Below are 19,748 nucleotides of genomic sequence, written 5' to 3' on the forward strand. Positions count from 1 at the left end.
CGCGCTCGCGCGCTTCCTTCGCATCCAACCACGGACCGTCGGACGGCCGCTCATTACCCATGGGTTACCCAGGTGGACGCGGGGTCAGACGGACTTTCCCCACACCCTCGACGGCGTCACCCGCGCTCCGCCGCCCGCCCGGTGCGCGCCGCCCGGCCCCGCGCGCTCCCCGGCCGTCGGCCCCCGGGCCGTCCCCGCGCCCGCGCGAGCACCCGTGCGAGGGCTTCCACGACTTCCGGCTGGTGGTCGCGGCCGGTGGCCAGGCGCAGGCGCTCCAGGGCGCCGAGGGACCCGTGCGGTCCTTCTTCCCGTGCCATCTCGTCGTATGCGTTCGCCGTGCGCACGATGCGGGCGGTGAGCGGCTGCTCGCGGTACGGGTCGGCCTGGCGCTCCACCACCACCGCGACGGCGGGCGCGACCCCTGTCCTGCGTACGACGGCGCCGCCGAGCAGGGCGATGCGGCGCTGCTCGGGCCCGGGCAGGACGGCGGTGGCCCCGTCAGGCACGGGGTCGACGAGGGAGAGCTGGCCGATGTCGTGCATCAGGGCGGCGTACTCGAGGACACCCAGGTCAAGGCCCGCGAGGCCCAGCTCGCGCCCCATGGCCCCGCTGAGGTCGGCGACGCGGCGGGCGTGCCCGGTGGGGGTGCAGCCGGCGATCTCGGTGGCGCGGGCCAGCGAGGCTATGGTCTGCCGGTAGGTGGTCCGCACGGCGGCGCACCTGCGGAAGGCCAGCTGGGTGAGGAGCAGCGGGAGGCTGAGGACGGGCAGCGCCCACAGCCCCGCCACGGCGACGGCCAGGGCCATCACGGCCCCCGTCGCGCACACCGCGGGCCCGATGCCGGACATGCCCCGCAGCTCCTCCCTGAGCAGCGGCCCGAACGGCCACCCCGACCGGACGTGCGCCATGGCGGCGGCGAGCACGGCGTCGTACAGCGCGGTGAGCGCGAGGAGCGTGACGATGACGACCGCGTACGCCGGGCCGTTGCCGGTGGCCGCCGTCAACCGGCCGGAGTCGTACAGGGGCTGGAAGCACAGCGCGGCGAAGCCCACCGTGAGGACCCGGCGGGCGATGTGGTCCAGGCAGGGGCCGCGGCCGAGCGCCACGTGCGGTACGGCGCCGACCAGGCCCGCCGCCACGACGACGGCGAGCACCTGGAGGACGCCGTGCTGACCGGGGCGGCCCGCGCACTCCCCCACGAGGGCGTACGCCAGAGCGCCCGCCGCCCCCAGGGGCGCCGGTTCGCGCCCTTTGCCGCTCCCCCAGCGCGCCAGCTCCCCCACGGCTATGAGCACCCCGAAGGCCAGCGCGGTGCCCGGGTCCTCGACACCGCGCCACAGGGTCGCGCCGAGCGCGCCGGCGGCGAGGAGGGCGGCGGCGGCCCGGACCGCCGCCGTGAGGGCAGCGGGGAGGCGCACCGCGGGGCGCGCGGTCACCGGCGGGCCGAACGCGGGCGGCCACCCTCGGCCCCGGGCGCCACATCGCCCTCGCCCCGCGACCGCCCGCCTTCGCCCCCCTCGGCTCCGAGACCCTCGCCCCCCAGATCTGGAGCCCCCAGATCAGGTGCCCCCAGACCAGGAGGCCCGAAATCAGGAGCCCCGAGGCCAGGCTCGCCCCCCGCCGTGACCTCCGAGTCCCACCCGTGCCGCCCCAGGGCCCGTGCGAGCGCCCGTACCATCGTCGCGTCGAACTGGGCTCCCGCGCAGCGCTCCAGTTCGGCGAGGGCGGCCGGGACGGGGCGGGCGCGGCGGTAGGAGCGGGTCGACGTCATGGCGTCGAAGGCGTCGGCGACGGCCACCACCCGGGCGACCTCGGGGATCTGCGCCCCCGAGAGGCCGTAGGGGTAGCCGCTGCCGTCGATGCGCTCGTGGTGGTGCAGGACGGCGGCCCGTGCCTCGCCGAGGAAGCCGATGCCCCGGACCATCTCGTGCCCGTACTCGGGATGCAGCTCGAGCACCCGGCGCTCCTCTGCGGTCAGCGGTCCTTCCTTGCGCAGCAACCGGGTGGGGACCCCGAGCTTGCCCACGTCGTGCAGGATCCCGGCGAAGCGCAGCAGTTCCACGCGGTCGTCGGCCATGCCGAGTTCGCGCGCGATGAGCACGGAGGCGCGGCCCACCCGCTCGCTGTGCCCGCGCGTGTACCGGTCCTTGAGGTCGACGGCCTGGACGAGGGCGCGGATGGTGGACCGGTGCGCCGACCGCTCGCGGTGGTACTGCGCGAACACCCAGCAGGAGACGCCCATGGGCAGCAGGACGAGCAGGGCCGCGGGCGGGCCGTAGGGGCTGGACCAGAGCACGGCCATCATCAGCCCGGCGAGCCCGTGCACGGCGACGGGCGCCAGCGACCTGGGCAGCAGGCCCCGCCAGGCCGTCCTTGCGGGCACCCGCTCCGCCGTCAGCAGGATCCCGCCGTCGAGCGCGCTCAGGACCAGGGCGAAGGCGAGCACGGCGGCCGCCGCGGGAAGGAACACGTAGGGGAAGTCGGGCGCGGAGGCGGCGGCGGGCCCGCCGAGCGCGGCGTACGCGTGCCCGGCGGCGCAGGCCGCCAGGGCCGGCTGCGCCGCGCGCCAGAGCCGCCGGAGCCCGCGCGGCCGCCGCTGAACGCGGGCGCACAGCGCCCCGGGGATGGCGACGAGCCCCGCGGCGGCGGGCGGCAGCAGGAAGACCCCGGCGAGCAGCACGGGGAAGAACGCGGCGGCGGCGACGTCACGCCGCAGGGCGTGCTCGCCCCCGGCGTACAGGACGGCGAGCAGGGCGAGCACGGACCAGCGCGTGTGCGGGCCGAGCGCGGGCGCGACACAGACCGCGCCGCCCAGGGCGGCGCACAGGACATACCCACGGGCCCGTGGCGGAACCGGGCGCACGGCCACCTCCTCCCCGATCCAGGTCCGGAGACTAGAACGGGGGTCGGGCACGCCACGGCTCACGGCCGCGAATTAGCACCTTCGAGTGAGAAAGCGCAGAGAAAGCACAGAAAGAAGGCGAGAAAGCGCGAAGAAACACGGAAAGAGGCCAGAAAGCGGCGACCCGTGAGAGAGGGAGCGGGAACGGGCGCCCGCTCAGGCCTCCGTGGCCCGGACGGCCGCGCCGTCGCCGGGCGCCGCCGTCAGGTCGTGCTCGGGCACGGCCTGGCCCGAGCGGATCAGATCGATCCGCCCCATCACCTTGGCGCGCAGGTCGGACGGTACGTCGTCGTGGCCGCAGCAGCGCTTGACCAGCTTCTTCACCGCCTGCTCGAGGCCGTACTTCTCCAGGCACGGAGAGCACTCCTCGAAGTGCGTCTCGAACTTGGTGCAGTCGCTGTCCGGCATCTCGTGGTCAAGGAACTCATAGAGATGGTCAAGGACTTCACTGCAATCAGTCTCGTGCGGCTCTCCGCAGCTCATGAGCCCGAGCCTTTCGCTTCGTTCGACTCTCCGGCACCGGCAGGGACCAGTCCGCGGTCGCGCGCGTAGTCCTCGAGCATGCCGCGGAGTTGGCGGCGGCCCCGGTGAAGACGGGACATCACCGTACCGATGGGTGTACCCATGATGTCCGCGATCTCCTTGTACGCAAAGCCCTCTACGTCCGCGAGATAGACGGCGATGCGGAATTCCTCCGGGATCGCCTGGAGCGCGTTCTTCACATCGGAGTCGGGCAGGTGGTCGAGCGCCTGCGACTCGGCGGAGCGCAGCCCGGTGGACATGTGCGACTCGGCCCGCGCGAGCTGCCAGTCCTCGATCTCCTCGGCGGCGCTGCGCTGGGGCTCGCGCTGCTTCTTGCGGTACGAGTTGATGAACGTGTTCGTGAGGATGCGGTACAGCCACGCCTTGAGGTTGGTGCCCTCACGGAACTGATGGAACGACGCGTACGCCTTGGCGTAGGTCTCCTGCACCAGGTCCTCCGCGTCCGCCGGGTTGCGCGTCATGCGCAGCGCCGCCGAGTACATCTGGTCGAGGAACGTCAGCGCGTCCCGCTCGAAGCGGGCCGTGCGCTCCGCGGCCGTCTCGGAGCCCCCGGCGGGACGCTCCGGGCGCTCGGGGTGACCGTGCTCAGTCTCTGCGTCGGTCCCAGTGACCGGACCCACCTCCTCCAACGACGTGGTGGTCCCGTGAGCGGTCCCACTGGTTTCGGAGGATAGACGACGACCCGCTTTGCGCGCCGCCCGAATAGGTGCCGCCTTGGGTGCGCGCAGCACGCTCCACTCCAGGTCAGCGGCGCTGGAGCGGTCCGGGCAGATGGTCGGTCCCATGGGGTGGGCTCCCTCTTCGGCGAACGGCTTGCAAGGTATGTCCGCCACAACAGCGCTCACGCGGCCCGCATTCCCGCCCACGCGGCGACGGCGTCCGTGATCCGCTTCACGGCCTCGTCCTGGGAGATGTCCGCGCGCTTGGGCACGGCGAAGGAGTGGTCGCCGTAGGGGATCTCGACGAGTTCGTAGGGGTAGGGGGTGCCGGTGCCGTCCGGGAACTCCGCGGGCCTGCCGAAGGGGTCGTTGCCGCCCTGCACGACCAGGGCGGGCACCCCGGCGCCGAGCAGTTCCTCCGCGCGGGACTTCTCCGGCCTGCCCGGGGGGTGCAGGGGGAAGCTGAGGGCGAGCACGGCCGCGGCGCCCAGCTCGGTCGCGGTGCGGCAGGCGACGCGGGCCCCGGCGCTGCGGCCGCCCGCGATCACGGGCAGGCCCTGCTTCTCCAGCGCGGGCCACAGGCCTCGCCAGCCCGTGTCCAGCGTCTTCGGCGCGGGCGCCAGTTTCTTCCCCGCGACCCGCCAGGGCTGCTCCACCAGGGCCACGGTCACGCCGTGCGCGGGCAGCGCGGCGGCGAGCGCCACGAGGTCCCGCGCCTCGATGCCGCCGCCCGCGCCGTGGCTGACGGCGAGCACGTGGTGCGCCCGCGGCGCCGGGTGCCAGGTGACGCGGGCCTCGCCCGCGTCGGTGGGGATGATCTCGCTCTGCGGTGCGTCCTTGGTCACGTCAGAAGAGTGTGCCCTCTTCCGGCCCCTCGAGCTCCTTCAGGAGCTCCGGCCCGTTGTTGCGGACGTTGCTCACCGCGGTGGAGACGGGATACGCCCGCAGCAGCCCCTCCGGCGGCGGCGCCAGCAGGGAGCGCAGGTCCTCGACGTCCGTACGGGAGGGGTCGAGCCAGGCGTCCCAGCGGTCCGGCGTGAGCATCAGCGGCATCCGCGGGTGGATGTCGGCGAGGGAGCCGGGCCCCTCCCCGGGGGCGCCCGCAAGCGGCGCGGTCTCCGCCTCCGTCGTGATCACCGAGCACGTCACCCACCAGGCCAGCGGGTGCTCGTCGGGCAGCGTGCGGTCGCGCCAGAACTCGTACAGACCCGCCATCGCGAACACCGATCCGTCGGCCGGCGTCACGAAGTACGGCTGCTTGCGCGGGCGCTTCTTCCTGCCCTCGACCTCCAGCTCGCGCTCGGCCTGCCCGGTCACCCACTCGTAATAGCCGTCCGCGGGCAGCACGCACCGGCGGGTGGCGAAGGCCCGCCGGTAGGAGGGCTTCTCGTGCACCGTCTCGGCGCGTGCGTTGATCATCCGCGCGCCGCCCTCCGGCGTCTTCGCCCAGGACGGCACGAGTCCCCACTTCAGCTTGCGCAGCTGACGAACCGGACGGCGCTCCTCAGCGTCCTTGAGAGGGCGGTCGAGGACGGCGTAGACCTCTTTCGTGGGAGCCACGTTGTAGTCGGGCTCCAAAGCCTCCTCCGGCTCCCACTTCTCCACCTCGAAGATCCCCGCGAGATCCTCCGGCCCACGACTCGCCGCATACCGTCCGCACATACGTGCAACACTGCCACGCCCGCCCGTCGCCCGACCACCACTCCGCGACGGCCGCGCCACCGCCTAGGGCCCGCCGCATGTCGAAGACAGGGAGCCATCCGAGCAATGCACACCACCGCTTCCGCCAGCCTCGGCGACCTCTGGGACCGGCTGACGGGCACGCAGTCCGCACCCGAGCAGTGGCTGGTGATCGTCACCGGCGTCGTCGCCCTGGGCGTCGTCGTCCCGCACGGCTTGTGGCGCGTGGCCCGCAACGCCGTCACCATCGCCCACGAGGGCGGCCACGGCCTGGTGGCCCTGCTCACCGGGCGCCGTCTGAACGGGATCCGGCTGCACTCCGACACCAGCGGCCTGACCGTCAGCCGCGGCAAGCCCACCGGCCTCGGCATGATCCTCACCGCGGCCGCCGGGTACACCGCGCCCCCGCTGCTCGGCCTCGGCGGCGCCGCACTGCTCGGCGAGGGCCGCATCACGGCGCTCCTGTGGATCGCCACGGCGCTGCTCGTCGCGATGCTGGTGATGATCCGCAACGCCTACGGCGCGTTGACCGTGATCGTCGCGGGCGGTCTGTTCCTCGGCGTGTCCTGGCTCGCGGACACCGACGTGCAGGCCGCCTTCGCCTACACCGTGGTGTGGTTCCTGCTCCTCGGCGGTGTGCGGCCCGCCTTCGAGCTCCAGGCCAAGCGCAGGCACGGCGGGGCGGGCGACTCCGACGCCGACCAGCTCGCGCGGCTCACGCACGTCCCGGCCGGAATGTGGCTGTTCCTGTTCCACGCCGTGTCCCTGTGCTCGCTGATAGGCGGGGGCCGCTGGCTGCTCGCGGTGTAACACCGGACGGCCGCCGGACGACGTGCCGGAGGCGGTCCGGTGCCGGGCGCCGTCCCGGTACCGCTCCCGCGCCGGTCGCCGTACGCGTTCGCGCGCCGCTCGCCGTGCGCGTTCGCGCGTCGGCGCGCACCGGATCTGTCGGCGGCTTCTCTGCTTCGCCTGGCTTTCGCCACTTCTGCTCACAATTCGCTGTCGGCGCCAACCACTAAAGTGTGGGCATGACCGTGAACCCGACAGACACCGCCCTCTGGCCAGCCCCGTACGCGAGCGGAGCCGTCGCCGCGACGGTCCACGTGCCGGGCTCGAAGTCGGTCACCAACCGTGGCCTCGTCCTTGCCGCGCTCGCCGCCGAGCCGGGCTGGCTGCGCCGCCCGCTGCGCTCGCGCGACACCCTCCTGATGGTGGCCGCGCTGCGCGCCATGGGCGTCGGCATCGAGGAGACGGTGTCGTCGAGCTCCGCGGGCGCCGGTGACTCCGGCGAGGCCTGGCGCGTGATCCCCTCCGGCCTCCAGGGCCCGGCCACGGTCGACGTCGGCAACGCGGGCACGGTCATGCGCTTCCTGCCGCCCGTCGCCACGCTCGCCGACGGCCCCATCCGCTTCGACGGCGACCCCCGTTCGTACGAGCGCCCGCTGCACGGCGTGATCGACGCGCTGCGCGCCCTCGGTGCCCGCGTCGACGACGAGAACCGCGGCGCCCTGCCCCTGACGGTGCACGGCGGTGGCGCCCTGGACGGCGGCCGGGTCGAGATCGACGCCTCCTCCTCGTCCCAGTTCGTGAGCGCCCTGCTGCTCTCGGCACCGCGCTTCAACCAGGGCGTGGAGGTGCGGCACGTGGGCAGCGCCCTGCCCTCCATGCCGCACATCCGGATGACCGTCGACATGCTGCGCGCCGCCGGCGCCCAGGTCGACACCCCCGAGGCGGGCGGCGAGCCGAACGTCTGGCGGGTCACGCCCGGCGCCCTGCTCGGCCGCGACCTGACGGTCGAGCCCGACCTGTCCAACGCCCAGCCGTTCCTGGCCGCGGCCCTGGTCACCGGCGGCCGCGTCACCGTCCCCGACTGGCCCGCGCACACCACCCAGCCCGGCGACGCGCTGCGCCGCATCTTCACCGAGATGGGTGGTTCCTGCGAGCTGACCGAGCAGGGCCTGACGTTCACGGGCTCCGGCTCGATCCACGGCCTCGACGTGGACCTGAGCGAGGTCGGCGAGCTGACGCCGGGCATCGCGGCCGTCGCCGCCCTCGCCGACTCGCCGTCCACGCTGCGCGGCGTCGCCCATCTGCGCCTGCACGAGACGGACCGGCTCGCCGCGCTCACCAAGGAGATCAACGAACTCGGCGGCGACGTCACCGAGACCGCCGACGGCCTGCACATCCGCCCGCGCCCGCTGCACGGCGGCGTCTTCCACACCTACGACGACCACCGCATGGCCACGGCGGGCGCGGTCATCGGCCTCGCCGTCCCCGGCGTACAGATCGAGAACGTCGCGACGACGGCCAAGACGCTGCCCGACTTCCCCGACCTGTGGGCCGGAATGCTCGGGAACTGACGGGCGAGTCACGATCATGCGCCGCTACGGGAAGAACCCGGACGAGGACGACATCCGCGTCCGCCCCAACCGCAAGGGCAACCGCCCACGCACGCACATCCGCCCCAAGCACGAGGACGCCGCGGAGGGCATGGTCCTCACCGTCGACCGGGGCCGCCTCACCTGCCTCGTCGACGGCCGGACCGTGGTGGCGATGAAGGCCCGCGAGCTGGGCCGCAAGGCCGCCGTCGTCGGTGACCGCGTCGCCGTCGTCGGCGACCTCTCCGGCGCGAAGGACACCCTCGCGCGCATCGTGCGCATCGAGGAGCGCACCTCCGTGCTGCGCCGCACGGCCGACGACGACGACCCGTACGAGCGCGTGGTCGTCGCCAACGCCGACCAGCTCGCCATCGTCACCGCCCTGGCCGACCCCGAGCCGCGCCCGCGCATGATCGACCGCTGTCTGGTCGCCGCCTTCGACGGCGGCCTGACGCCGCTGCTCGTCCTGACCAAGTCCGACCTCGCGCCCCCGGACAAGCTCCTCGAGCTGTACGGGGACCTGGACATCCCCTACGTCGTCACCAGCCGCGGCGAGCTGGAGGACGGCGACGCCGCCGACCTCGTGCGTCGCGAACTCGCCGGGAAGGTCACGGCGTTCGTCGGCCACTCCGGCGTCGGCAAGACCACGCTGGTGAACGCGCTCGTGCCGCCCGAGCGGCGGCGCACCGTGGGCCATGTGAACGCCGTGACAGGGCGCGGTAGGCACACCACCACCTCCGCCCTCGCGCTGCCGCTGCCCGACGACGAGGGCTGGGTGGTCGACACTCCGGGCGTGCGCTCCTTCGGCCTGCACCACGTCGACCCCTCGCGTGTCATCCACGCCTTCCCCGACCTGGAGCCCGGCACGGAGAACTGCCCGCGCGCGTGCGGCCACGACGAGCCGGACTGCGCCCTCGACGCGTGGGTGGCGGCGGGGCACTCCGACCCCGCCCGGCTGTACTCCCTGCGACGCCTGCTCGCCACCAGGGAGCGGCGCGAGGGCGACTGACCGGGCCTCATCTCGCCCTGATCTCCGCGTTGTTTACGCCCCCGCCGCGCCGGTAAGTGCATACTCGCACCAAGATTGGCTCAAGCTTTGGCGAAGCGGTCACGGAACGTACGGATGTGGGAGGCACAACCATGGCGTGGCTGCTGGTCATTGTCGCCGGGATCCTCGAGACGGGCTTCGCGGTCTGCCTGAAGCTCTCGCACGGCTTCACCCGGCTCTGGCCGACCATCGCCTTCGCGTCCTTCGCCCTCGGCAGCTTCGGCCTGCTCACGCTCGCCCTGAAGAAGCTGGACGTCGGGCCCGCGTACGCGGTCTGGACGGGCATCGGCGCCGCGGGCACGGCGATCTACGGCATGATCTTCCTCGGCGACCTCGTCTCCACGCTGAAGATCGTCTCGATCTCGCTGGTGATCGTGGGCGTCATCGGGTTGCAGTTGTCGGGGTCGGCGCACTGAGCTGCCCGGGGGCCCGGAACTGCCGGGGGGACTGCAAGCGGGCCCAGGGCTTGCTCGGGGGCCCCAAGCGGGCCCGGGGCTTGCTCGGGGGCCCTGGACGGGGGCTAGCGCCCCGCCGTCCCCGCGATCACCCTCCGTACCAGCCGTGCCGGGTCCTCCTCCCGGCCCGCGGGCGCCACCACGTACGACAGGGCGACGCGCACCGCGCTCTCGCAGGCCCGCGCCAGGTCCTCCGTCTCGGACGGGCGGCCGCGCTCCGTCAGTGCGGCCATCGCCCGGTCCCGCACCTGGGCGAGGAGTTCACCGGGGGCCGGAACGCCCGCGTCCGCCCGGCGCTGCGCGGGCACCGGAGAGCTGGACACGGCCGCCCGGCTCGGCGCCGGGAGGCGTTCGCTCCAGCAGCCGGTGAGCACCGCGCGCACCAGGACGTTGTCGCGCGCGGCACCGATCGTCCACGCGCTCACCGCGGCGAGCCGGTCCACCGGGTCCCTGGCCTGCGCCAGCGCCCGCTCCACCCCGCGCAGATAGGTGTCCGTCTCGCGCCGCAGCAGCGCCCGCGCGAGGCCGTCCTTGCTGCCGAACTCGTTGTAGAGCGTCTGCCGGGACACCCCGGCGACCGACGCCACGTCGACCATCCGCACACCGGCCCACGGCCTGCGGGCCAGCGCGGTGTAGGCCGCGTCGAGCAGTGACTCCCGCGCTGCCGGCATCGTCGCCTCCCGCTGCCCAAGGCCCGGGCCCGGACGCCCCCCGCGGCCCTGCTCGTCAGAGTTGACGCGCCCGCGGGCACTGTCAAGGGGTCCCGCGAGCACTGTCAAGGGGTCCCGCGAGCACCGCCGACACGCGCTGTGGCCCGTGCGAAACGAGATCGATACTGTTCACTCATGCCCGACTACCACGATGATCTGCGCCTCGCCCACGTTCTCGCGGACGCCGCCGACGCCGCGACCATGGACCGGTTCAAGGCCCTCGACCTCAAGGTGGAGACCAAGCCGGACATGACACCGGTGACCGAGGCCGACAAGGCCGCCGAGGAACTGATCCGCGGCCAGTTGCAGCGGGCCAGGCCGCGGGACGCGATCCTCGGCGAGGAGTACGGCATCGAGGGCACGGGCCCCCGGCGCTGGGTGATCGACCCGATCGACGGCACCAAGAACTACGTACGCGGTGTGCCCGTCTGGGCCACGCTGATCTCCCTCATGGAGGCGGGCGAGACCGGGTTCCAGCCGGTGGTCGGCGTCGTCTCGGCGCCCGCGCTCGGCCGTCGCTGGTGGGCGGCGAAGGGCGGCGGCGCGTACACCGGGCGCAGCCTGACCTCCGCGAGCCGGCTGCGGGTCTCCCAGGTCTCCCGGCTCCAGGACGCCTCGCTCGGGTACTCGTCGCTGAGCGGCTGGGAGGACCAGGGGCGCCTCGACGGCTTCCTCGACCTCACCCGCGCCTGCTGGCGCACGCGCGGCTACGGCGACTTCTGGCCGTACATGATGGTCGCCGAGGGCTCCGTCGACCTGTGCGCGGAGCCGGAGCTCTCGCTGTGGGACATGGCGGCGACCGCGATCGTCGTGACCGAGGCGGGCGGCCGTTTCACCGGGCTCGACGGCACCCCGGGCCCGCACAGCGGCAACGCGGCGGCCTCGAACGGCCTGCTACACGACGAGCTGCTCGGGTATCTGAACCAGCGCTACTGAAGCACACGCGGGGGACTCCTGATACCCGAGCGCCCCCGAACTGCCCGCCTCCGCCCCCTTGTTGCCGCTCCGCGCGCCTGCGACTCTATGAGTCCCCCCACTTGTGAACTTGTGAAGCCATTCTCCAGCTCGACGCCGTGGATCCCCTGCCGCCGCTGCCAAGCGGAGGCAAACCTTCGGCCTCGGACGGACCACGGTTTCACCAAGGAGGTGGCTCAAGCCCATGCTCGTCCGTGACGCCATGAGCACAGTGGTCCTCACCATCGGTCCCGCCCACACCCTCCGGCAGGCCGCCCGTCTGATGGCGGCCCGTCGCGTCGGCGCGGCCGTCGTCCTCGACACCGACACCTACGGCCTCGGCATCCTGACCGAGCGCGACGTCCTGAACTCCCTCGGCCTCGGCCAGGACCCGGACCTCGAGACCGCGGGCACGCACACGACGACCGACGTCGTCTTCGCGGCGCCGACCTGGACCCTGGAGGACGCCGCCGACGCGATGGCGCACGGCGGGTTCCGGCACCTCATCGTGCTCGACGGCGACGAACCGGCAGGCATCGTCTCCGTACGCGACATCATCCGCTGCTGGGCACCGGTGCGACGGCGGACGGCCACGGTCGTCTGAGCACGGCAGACGGGCCGGACCCCCGAGGGGATCCGGCCCGTCACCCACGGCAAGGGGCGGGGGTTCAGCCGCGCAGGGCCTGGACCGCGGCCTCCAGCCGCTTGCCGAAGTCTCCGTCCGCCTGACGGAAGTTGTTGATCGCGCGCTCCGCGATCTCGTCGCGGGTGACGCCCGCGATCGCCCCGGAGAGGTTGTCGACGAGGCGCTGCTTCTCGTCCTCCGACATCAGCCGGTAGAGATTGCCCGCCTGCACGAAGTCGTTGTCCTCGGCGTGCGAGGGCGTCTCGTGGTTGCCCGTTCCACCGGACACCGCCGTCGGCGCCCACAGCGGGCGGTCGGTCTGGTGGGGACCGCCGAAGCTGTTCGGCTCGTAGTTCTTCGCGCCCTTGTGGCGGCCGTCGTACAGGAGGCCGTCACGGGAGTGGGTGCGCGCCTCGGTGGCGTGCGGGCGGTTGACCGGCAGGTGGTCGGCGTTGATGCCGACGCGGTAGCGGTGGGCGTCGCCGTACGCGAACAGGCGGCCCTGGAGCATCTTGTCCGGGGACGGGCCGATGCCCGGCACGAAGTGGGCGGGGCTGAAGATGGACTGCTCGACCTCGGCGAAGACGTTCTCCGGGTTGCGGTTGAGCTCCAGCTTGCCGAACTCGACGACCGGGTAGTCGGCGTGCGGCCACACCTTGGTCAGGTCGAACGGGTTGAAGCGGTACTCCGCCGCCTCGGCCGCCGGCATGATCTGCACCCCCACGGTCCAGGACGGGAACTCGCCGCGCTCGATGGCCTCACGCAGGTCGCGCTGGTGGGAGTCGGGGTCCTTGCCCGCGAGGACCTCGGCCTCCTGGGCGGTGAGGTTCTTGATCCCCTGGTCGGTCTTGAAGTGGTACTTGACCCAGAAGATCTCGCCGAACTCGTTGGTCCACTGGTAGGTGTGCGAACCGAAACCGTCCATGTGGCGGTACGAAGCAGGGATGCCGCGGTCGCCGAACAGCCAGGTCACCTGGTGCGTGGACTCCGGGCTCAGGCCCCAGAAGTCGAAGACGTTGTCGGCCTCCTGGGAGCCCGTGTACGGGTCGCGCTTCTGGGTGTGGATGAAGTCCGGGAACTTGATGGCGTCCCTGATGAAGAACACCGGGGTGTTGTTGCCGACGAGGTCGTAGTTGCCCTCCTCGGTGTAGAACTTCAGCGCGAAGCCGCGCGGGTCGCGCACGGCGTCCGCGGCACCGAGGTTGCCCGCGACCGTCGAGAAGCGCAGGAAGGTCTCGGTCTGCTTGCCCACCTCGGAGAGGAACGCGGCGCGCGTGTACCGGGTGACGTCCGCGGTCACCGTGAACGTGCCGTAGGCGCCCGCGCCGCGTGCGTGCACGACGCGCTCCGGGATGCGCTCACGGTTGAAGTGCGCGAGCTTCTCCAGGAGCAGCTGGTCCTGGACAAGGACCGGTCCGCCGGCGCCCGCGGTCTCGCTCTGCTGGTTGTCCGCGACCGGTGCGCCGGCCTCCGTGGTGAGGGGTCCCTGCGTCACGTGCGCCTCCTGCGTCAATTCGTGCACTTCCTGTCCCTTGGCCTGAGCCGCTTCCGATCCTACAATAGACATTGTCTAAGTCAAGCAGTCATCCAAAGTCACACTCGTTCGGGACCTGGTCCCTGTGCTGTTAGGCTGGTTTTCATGAGCGACCTGTTGGAACGACTGCGCGGACGCGGCTGGCGCATGACCGCCCAGCGGCGCGTCGTGGCCGAGGTCCTCGACGGAGAGCACGTGCATCTGACGGCGGACGAGGTCCATGCCCGCGCCGTCGTCAAGCTGCCGGAGATCTCCCGGGCGACCGTCTACAACACGCTGGGCGAGCTGGTGACGCTCGGCGAGGTGATCGAGGTCGCGACGGACCGCAGAGCCAAGCGGTACGACCCGAACGCGCACCGGCCCCATCAGCACCTGGTGTGCGCCCGCTGCGGCGCCATCCGCGACGTGCACCCGACGGGCAATCCGCTGGCCTCGCTCCCCGACTCGGAGCGCTTCGGGTTCACCATCTCGGACGTGGAGGTCACGTATCGGGGTGTGTGTCCGAACTGCGCCTGACGTCGCACCGACCGAACACGTGTGAAGGCCCGGCACCGCATGGCGGTGCCGGGCCTTCACACGTGCGTGGCGCCCCTGCCCGAGGTTTCTTGTCCCGAGGCCTCTTGTCCCGAGGCCTCTTGCTCCGGGGTCTCCTGTGGGACGCACACGCCGAAGGCCCGGATCCTGTCTGGATCCGGGCCTTCGTCTTGAGTAGCGGGGACAGGATTTGAACCTGCGACCTCTGGGTTATGAGCCCAGCGAGCTACCGAGCTGCTCCACCCCGCGCCGTTGTGTTGCAACCATACGTCAGGCCCACGACCAGCGCAAATCGCTTCCCCCACGCTCCCCGCACGGCCGAGGGCGCCCTACGCCGTCAGTTCCTGCCGCAGCGCCTCGCGCAGTCGGCCCGCCCGCTCGGCGACCTCCGCGGGACCGAGCTCCACGGCCCGCGAGGCCCACCGCTGCCCCTCGGCGAGCTGCCCCCGCCGCGCGTACAGCAGGGCGAGCCGCAGCGCCGCCCGGCCGTGCCCGGCGTCGGCGGCCCGCGTCCACCACAGCGCCGCCTCCGGCTCGCTGCCCTCCCTGGCGAGGAGCAGGCCGAGGTTGAAGGCCCCGTTGCGGCTTCCGGCCTCCGCCGCCGACCGGTACCAGCGCGCGGCCTCCACCACGTCGCCCCGCGCCGCGGCGAGCATGCCGACACGGACCTGGGCCCGCCGGTGCCCCTGCTCGGCCGCGCGCTCGTACCACTCCTCGCACTCCGTCTTCTGCACCGCGGGCTCGCCGAGCGCGGGCGGCCCCGGAGGCGGGCGGCGCGCGTCGAGCACGGTGCCGAGGCGGTAGGCCGCCTCCGCGCTGCCGCCGCCGGCCGCGCACCGCAGGTGCCGTTCGGCGTCCCGCTCGTCGCCCTCGCGCAGCCGTGCGGTGCCGACCTGGAGAGCGGCCTCGGTGTGCCCGGCCGCCGCGGCCCGCTCGTACCACTTCAGGGCCGCGGCGTCGTCGCCCCGGCTCGCGTACAGGATTCCGAGGTTGAACGCGGCGTCGACGCTGCCGGCCTCCGCGGCCTTGGAGAACCACGGCTCGGCACCGGCCGCGTCGCCGCCCTGGAGCAACAGCACGGCGAGCGCGTTCGCCGCCTCGCGGTGCCCGGCGTAGGCGGCGCGGCGGTACCACTGGTCGGCCTGCGCGGTGCGCTTCTGCTCGGCGCAGAGCAGGCCGAGGTTGTACGCGCCGTTGTTGTCGCCCGCGTCCATCGCCGCGCGGTACCAGCGCTCGGCGGTCTGGGTCTCACCGCGCTCGGCGTGCAGCGCGCCGAGCGCGTTCGCGGCGTTCCCGTCGCCGTCCTGAGCGGCTCTGAGCCACCACACCGCGGCGTTCTCCTCGTCGCCCGCGTCGCGCAGCAGGAAGCCGAGCGCGCACGCGGCGCGGGCCTCGCCGTCCTTGGCGGACGTCAGGTACCAGCGCCCCGCCTCCTTCAGCTCGCCGCGCCGCTCCAGGATCGCGCCGAGGTGCAGGGCGGCACGGCGGTGTCCGCGCGCGGCCGCCTGCCGGTACCACTGCTCGGCCTCGTCGGCGAGCGACAGGCTGCCGCCGCCCGCGCGCCTCGCGTCGGGGCCCGCGGGTCGGACAGCTGCCGTGCGCGCGTTGTCAGAGCGCGCGTCACCGGGGCGCGCGGCAGCCGTGGGGCGCGTGACCTTCGCGCGCGCCCCGTCACCGACGACCGCGCCTGCGGCCTTCACCCCCTCGCCCCTCGCCCCTCGCGCCCTCGTCCCGTCGGTCCGCGCACCGACGGCCCGCGGCCCCGGCGTCTCCCCCGGGCCCGGAGCCTCCCGCTCGGCCCGCTTGTCGAGCGCCCTGGCCAAGCGGTACGCCGCCTCACGGTGGCCGCGCTCTGCCGCCGTGCGCATCCAGCGCTCGGCGCCGACGTCGCCGCGGTGCTCCAGGAGGTCGGCGAGGGCGTACGCCCCCAGGGTGTGGCCCTGCTCGGCGGACTGCCGGAGCCAGTACTCGGCGGCGGGCTCGTCGCCGCGCTCGCGGTGGTGCCGGCCGAGCGCGTGCGCCGCCGCCGAGGAACCCGCGACGGCGGCGATGCGCCACCAGCCGGCCGCTTCGTCGACATATCCACGTTGGTGCAGAAGGACACCGAGGTTGTTGGCCGCGGCCCGGTCACCCGCCGCGGTCGCTCCGCGCAGCAGGGACTCGGCGCCGTCGAGATCCCCGCGGCGCAGCAGCAGGCTGCCCAGAACGCTCATCGCGTCCACGTCCCCGGCCTCGGCGGCGAGCCGGTGCCGCAACTCTTCCGCGGCCGTCCCGGGATCCTCCCGGTCGGCCGGCTGCGCAAACCGCCCCGTCTCCAACAGAGTTGCCTTGTCCCCCATAACGTCCATCGTCGCACCACCCTCAACCTGGGTACACCTGGTATACCGCAGCCAGTGAGGTCACTTCAGCGTTTTGTCGACATGCCCACAGAGAGATAAGTGAAACACAAGTCCGCTCAACTCCCCCCGCCCGAACCACTCTTCGCACGAACCCCACACCGATGGCATGGGACACCGGCACAGGCCTCCGGGAGAGGCCCGGCCGGGCATGACGAAGGCCCGGATCCTGATGAGGATCCGGGCCTTCGTCTTCAGTAGCGGGGACAGGATTTGAACCTGCGACCTCTGGGTTATGAGCCCAGCGAGCTACCGAGCTGCTCCACCCCGCGCCGTTGTGTGGCAACCGTACCACGGCGCGAGGGGCCTCCCGCGCGCTGCTCGCGCGCTCGGGAGCAGGCAGGCGGGCTAGCCGCCGTCGCCCTTGTCGGGCTTCTCCGGCCCACCCGGCTCCTTGGACTTGTCGGACCCCTTCCCGTCGCCGCCTCCCGACGGCTCGGCCTGGGCGTCCTCGGCCCGCTGAAGGGCGTCCTGGAGCTTCTGCTGGGCCTTGCCGTAGGCCTCCCAGTCCTGCTCCTTGAGCGCCGTGTTGCCCTCTTCGATCGCCTCCTGGGCGTCATCGATGGCCTTCTGGAGCTCGGGGTTGTCGGAGTCGCCGGTCGCCGGTGGCTTCTCCTTGTCCGGGTCGGGTTTGTCACCCTTGTCCGGTGGCTCGACCGGAGTCGCGCCCTCGGCTCCGAAGACCACGTTCAGCGCCTTGTCCAAGGTGTCCTCGAACGCGATCTTGTTGCCGTAGGTGACGAGGACCTTCTTCAGAAGCGGGTACTTCAGCCCGCCGCCCTTGACGTAGACGGGCTCCACATAGAGCAGGCCTCCGTCCAGGGGCACCGTCAGCAGGTTTCCGTAGTCGACCTCGGAGTCGCCGCCCTTGAGCAAGCGGATCTGCTCGGCGATCGCCTCGTTGGAGTTGAACTTGCTCTGCACCTGTTTGGGTCCGTCGACCGTCGTGCTCGACGGCATCTTCAGGATTCTGATCTTGCCGTAGTCGTCGGTGCCCGGCTCGGCGTTCACCGACATGAAGGCACTCAGGTTGTCCCGGCCGTTGGGATTGAAGGACGTCGTCAGGGAGAAGTCCTGCTTCTTCTGGCCGGGCATCTTCATGCTCAGGTAGTACGGCGGGACCGCGCTCGACGTCTGGTTCGTCGGGTCGTCCGGCACCTGCCACACCTCGCTGCCGCTGAGGAACGTCTCGGCGTCCTTCACGTGGTAGCGGGTGAGCAGCTCACGCTGCACCTTGAAGAGGTCCTGCGGATAGCGCAGGTGGTCCATCAGGTCCGCGGAGATCTCGCCCTTGTCCTTGACGGTGCCCGGGAACGCCTTGCGCCACGTCTTCAGTATGGGGTCCTTGGTGTCCCACTCATAGAGCTTGACGTCTCCGGTGTAGGCGTCGACGGTGGCCTTCACGGAGTTGCGGATGTAGTTGACCTGGTTCTGCTGGGCCACCACCGCGCGCTGGTTGTTCTTCGCGGTCAGCGAGTCGGCCGTGGTGTCGCCGAGCGTGGTGCGCGACGCGTACGGATAGCCGTTGGTGGTGGTGTACGCGTCGACGATCCACTGGATCTTGTTGCCGACGACCGCGGGGTAGGCGTCACCGTCGATGGTGAGCCAGGGGGCCACCGCTTCGACGCGCTCCTTGGGCGTGCGGTTGTACATGATCCGCGAGCCTTCTCCGATCGCTCCGGAGTACAGCATCTGCGGTTCGCCGAACGACACCGCGTACGCGGCACGGTTGAGCGGGTTGGAGAGGTTGACGCCGCTCTTGCCCTTGTAGCTCGTCGTCTTCTCGCCGTCGTCGTCGGAGTAGTCGATCTCCTTCTGGGGACCGCCGACGATGGAGTACTGCGTGGTCTTCTCGCCGTAGTAGATCCGCTGCTCGTACTTGCCGAGGCTGCCCTTGGACGGCAGATCGGACTCGGTGAACCTCGGCCGCCCCTGGTCGTCGGCCTCGGTGCCCTTGGCCGCGACCACGCCGTACCCGTGGGTGTAGCGGAAGTGGTCGTTGATCCAGTTGTTCTTCGGGATGCCGTCCAGGTTCAGCTCGCGCAGACCCACGACGGTGTCCTGGGCCTTGCCGTCCTTCGTCCTGTACCGGTCGACGTCCAGGTTCGAGGGGAAGCCGTAGTAGTTCTTCATCTGCTGCAACTGCTGGAACGTCGGCGAGACGATGTTCGGGTCGAGCAGGCGCAGGCTCGCGGCGCCCGCGACGTCGTCGCGCAGCTTCGTCTTGTCCTGGGTCTTGCTGACGCCGGGGTACTCCGTGACGTCCGTGCCGCCGATGCCGTACGCCTTGCGGGTCGCCTCGAGGTTCTTCTCGACGTACGGGGACTCCTTGGCCTGCTCGTTCGGCTGGACCTGGAACTTCTGCACGATGGCCGGGTACAGACCGCCGATGAGGATCGCGGAGAGGACCATCAGACCGAAGCCGATGACCGGCAGCTGCCAGGTGCGCCGCCACAGCGTCGCGAAGAACAGCAGCGCGCAGATGACGGCGATGCAGAACAGGATGGTCTTCGCCGGCAGATAGGCGTTCGCGTCGACGTAGCGCAGGCCCGTCCAGTTGCCCGTGGCCTTGAAGTCACTGGACTTCACCGCGAGGCCGTACCGGTCGAGCCAGTAGGCGACCGCCTTCAGGGCGACGAAGATGCCGATGAGCACCGACAGATGACCGGTCGCGGCGGCCGTGGCCCGCCCGCCGGGGCTGGTGATGCGCAGGCCGCCGTACAGGTAGTGGGTCAGGGCTGCGGCGATCACCGAGAGCACCGTGGCCGCGAAGCCGAAGCCGAGCAGGAAGCGGTACCAGGGCAGGTCGAAGGCGTAGAAGGCCACGTCCAGGTTGAACTGGGGGTCCTTCTGGTGGAAGGGGACGCCGTTGACCCACATCAGCCAGGTGCGCCACTGGCCGGAGGCGGACGCGCCCGCGATCAGGCCGACGAGGGCCGTGATGCCGATCAGCAGCCACTTCTTGTAGGGCGCGATCGCCATCCGGTACCGGTCGAGGCTCTGCTGCTCCATCGACATGGCGCTCAGGGGCGGGCGCAGCCGGTGCGCCAGCCAGATGTTCACGCCGACCGCGGCCGCCATGAGGAGGCCGAAGACGAAGAACAAACCGATCTTGGTCGTCAGGGTGGTGGTGAAGACCGATGAGTAGTGGACCGAGCGGTACCAGAGCCAGTCCGTCCAGAATCCCGCGAACATGACGAACGCCATGGCAAGGACGGCCAGGACGCCGAGCGTCATGAGCAGGGTCCGGACACGACGGGACGGTCGGCCCACTCTGATCCGTGGCCCCGTCGGGCCTCCGCCGCGGTCCGGCATCTGGAAAGCCAAGGT

At 72.0% G+C, this 19,748-nt stretch carries 17 protein-coding genes and 2 tRNA genes; 7 read left to right on the forward strand and 12 right to left on the reverse strand.

Features of this window, described 5'->3' with window-relative positions; all coding sequences use genetic code 11:
• Window positions 1-116 precede the first annotated feature (116 nt).
• The 6 genes from ACH4DX_RS11230 to ACH4DX_RS11255 form a co-directional block, all read right to left on the reverse strand.
• Window positions 117-1,436: an HD-GYP domain-containing protein gene (locus ACH4DX_RS11230; RefSeq protein ID WP_398154901.1), complete on the reverse strand. Its 1,320-nt coding sequence runs from the start codon at window positions 1,434-1,436 to the stop codon at window positions 117-119.
• Window positions 1,433-2,863, reverse strand: coding sequence for an HD-GYP domain-containing protein (locus ACH4DX_RS11235; protein WP_398154902.1), 1,431 nt, complete (start codon window positions 2,861-2,863; stop codon window positions 1,433-1,435). Before ACH4DX_RS11235 ends, ACH4DX_RS11230 begins: the two co-directional genes overlap by 4 nt.
• Before the next feature lie 195 nt (window positions 2,864-3,058).
• Complete coding sequence (gene rsrA, locus ACH4DX_RS11240) at window positions 3,059-3,385, reverse strand: mycothiol system anti-sigma-R factor (protein ID WP_398120429.1); 327 nt, start codon at window positions 3,383-3,385, stop codon at window positions 3,059-3,061.
• A complete protein-coding gene (locus ACH4DX_RS11245) occupies window positions 3,382-4,065 on the reverse strand; it encodes a sigma-70 family RNA polymerase sigma factor (RefSeq protein ID WP_398120427.1) in 684 nt (227 codons plus the stop codon). The genes rsrA and ACH4DX_RS11245 overlap by 4 nt, the downstream gene beginning before the upstream one ends.
• Window positions 4,066-4,286: 221 nt before the next feature.
• A complete protein-coding gene (locus tag ACH4DX_RS11250) occupies window positions 4,287-4,949 on the reverse strand; it encodes an alpha/beta family hydrolase (protein ID WP_398154903.1) in 663 nt (220 codons plus the stop codon).
• 1 nt (window position 4,950) lies between these two features.
• A complete protein-coding gene (locus ACH4DX_RS11255; protein ID WP_398154904.1) occupies window positions 4,951-5,766 on the reverse strand; it encodes an SOS response-associated peptidase in 816 nt (271 codons plus the stop codon).
• Between the two features lie 105 nt (window positions 5,767-5,871).
• Between ACH4DX_RS11255 and ACH4DX_RS11260 the strand changes: the two genes are divergently transcribed.
• From ACH4DX_RS11260 to ACH4DX_RS11275, 4 genes are all read left to right on the forward strand, one after another.
• Window positions 5,872-6,594, forward strand: a complete 723-nt coding sequence (locus ACH4DX_RS11260; protein WP_398154905.1) for a M50 family metallopeptidase — start codon at window positions 5,872-5,874, stop codon at window positions 6,592-6,594.
• A 218-nt stretch (window positions 6,595-6,812) separates the two neighbouring features.
• Window positions 6,813-8,144, forward strand: coding sequence for a 3-phosphoshikimate 1-carboxyvinyltransferase (gene aroA / locus ACH4DX_RS11265; protein WP_398120419.1), 1,332 nt, complete (start codon window positions 6,813-6,815; stop codon window positions 8,142-8,144).
• Between the two features lie 16 nt (window positions 8,145-8,160).
• Complete coding sequence (gene rsgA / locus ACH4DX_RS11270) at window positions 8,161-9,171, forward strand: ribosome small subunit-dependent GTPase A (protein ID WP_398120417.1); 1,011 nt, start codon at window positions 8,161-8,163, stop codon at window positions 9,169-9,171.
• Between the two features lie 131 nt (window positions 9,172-9,302).
• Window positions 9,303-9,626 carry a multidrug efflux SMR transporter gene (locus ACH4DX_RS11275; RefSeq protein ID WP_016645400.1) on the forward strand — a complete coding sequence of 108 codons (324 nt, stop codon included), beginning with the start codon at window positions 9,303-9,305 and terminating at the stop codon, window positions 9,624-9,626.
• Window positions 9,627-9,730: 104 nt separating this feature from the next.
• Here ACH4DX_RS11275 and ACH4DX_RS11280 read toward each other — a convergent pair whose 3' ends face one another.
• Complete coding sequence (locus tag ACH4DX_RS11280; RefSeq protein WP_398154906.1) at window positions 9,731-10,336, reverse strand: TetR/AcrR family transcriptional regulator; 606 nt, start codon at window positions 10,334-10,336, stop codon at window positions 9,731-9,733.
• A 174-nt stretch (window positions 10,337-10,510) separates the two neighbouring features.
• Here ACH4DX_RS11280 and hisN point away from each other — a divergent pair, with 174 nt between their 5' ends.
• Together hisN and ACH4DX_RS11290 are read left to right on the forward strand one after the other, a co-directional pair.
• On the forward strand, window positions 10,511-11,311 hold the full coding sequence (gene hisN / locus ACH4DX_RS11285) for a histidinol-phosphatase (protein WP_398120410.1): 801 nt from the start codon (window positions 10,511-10,513) through the stop codon (window positions 11,309-11,311).
• Window positions 11,312-11,534: 223 nt separating this feature from the next.
• Window positions 11,535-11,933, forward strand: coding sequence for a cyclic nucleotide-binding/CBS domain-containing protein (locus tag ACH4DX_RS11290; protein ID WP_398120408.1), 399 nt, complete (start codon window positions 11,535-11,537; stop codon window positions 11,931-11,933).
• Window positions 11,934-11,997: 64 nt separating this feature from the next.
• On the opposite strand, the gene ACH4DX_RS11295 is transcribed toward ACH4DX_RS11290, so the two are convergent.
• A complete protein-coding gene (locus ACH4DX_RS11295) occupies window positions 11,998-13,449 on the reverse strand; it encodes a catalase (RefSeq protein WP_398154907.1) in 1,452 nt (483 codons plus the stop codon).
• 144 nt (window positions 13,450-13,593) lie between these two features.
• On the opposite strand from ACH4DX_RS11295, the gene ACH4DX_RS11300 reads away from it, so the two are divergent.
• A complete protein-coding gene (locus tag ACH4DX_RS11300) occupies window positions 13,594-14,004 on the forward strand; it encodes a Fur family transcriptional regulator (protein WP_398120405.1) in 411 nt (136 codons plus the stop codon).
• A 193-nt stretch (window positions 14,005-14,197) separates the two neighbouring features.
• Here ACH4DX_RS11300 and ACH4DX_RS11305 read toward each other — a convergent pair.
• The 4 genes from ACH4DX_RS11305 to ACH4DX_RS11320 form a co-directional block, all read right to left on the reverse strand.
• Window positions 14,198-14,271 (reverse strand) — tRNA-Met (locus ACH4DX_RS11305).
• An 80-nt stretch (window positions 14,272-14,351) separates the two neighbouring features.
• A complete protein-coding gene (locus ACH4DX_RS11310; protein ID WP_398154908.1) occupies window positions 14,352-16,370 on the reverse strand; it encodes a sel1 repeat family protein in 2,019 nt (672 codons plus the stop codon).
• A gap of 246 nt (window positions 16,371-16,616) precedes the next feature.
• Window positions 16,617-16,690 (reverse strand) — tRNA-Met (locus tag ACH4DX_RS11315).
• Window positions 16,691-16,766: 76 nt separating this feature from the next.
• On the reverse strand, window positions 16,767-19,733 hold the full coding sequence (locus ACH4DX_RS11320; protein ID WP_398155250.1) for a UPF0182 family protein: 2,967 nt from the start codon (window positions 19,731-19,733) through the stop codon (window positions 16,767-16,769).
• Window positions 19,734-19,748 lie beyond the last annotated feature (15 nt).

This window comes from Streptomyces sp. NPDC017940 (genome assembly GCF_044328435.1).
GTDB lineage: Bacteria > Actinomycetota > Actinomycetes > Streptomycetales > Streptomycetaceae > Streptomyces.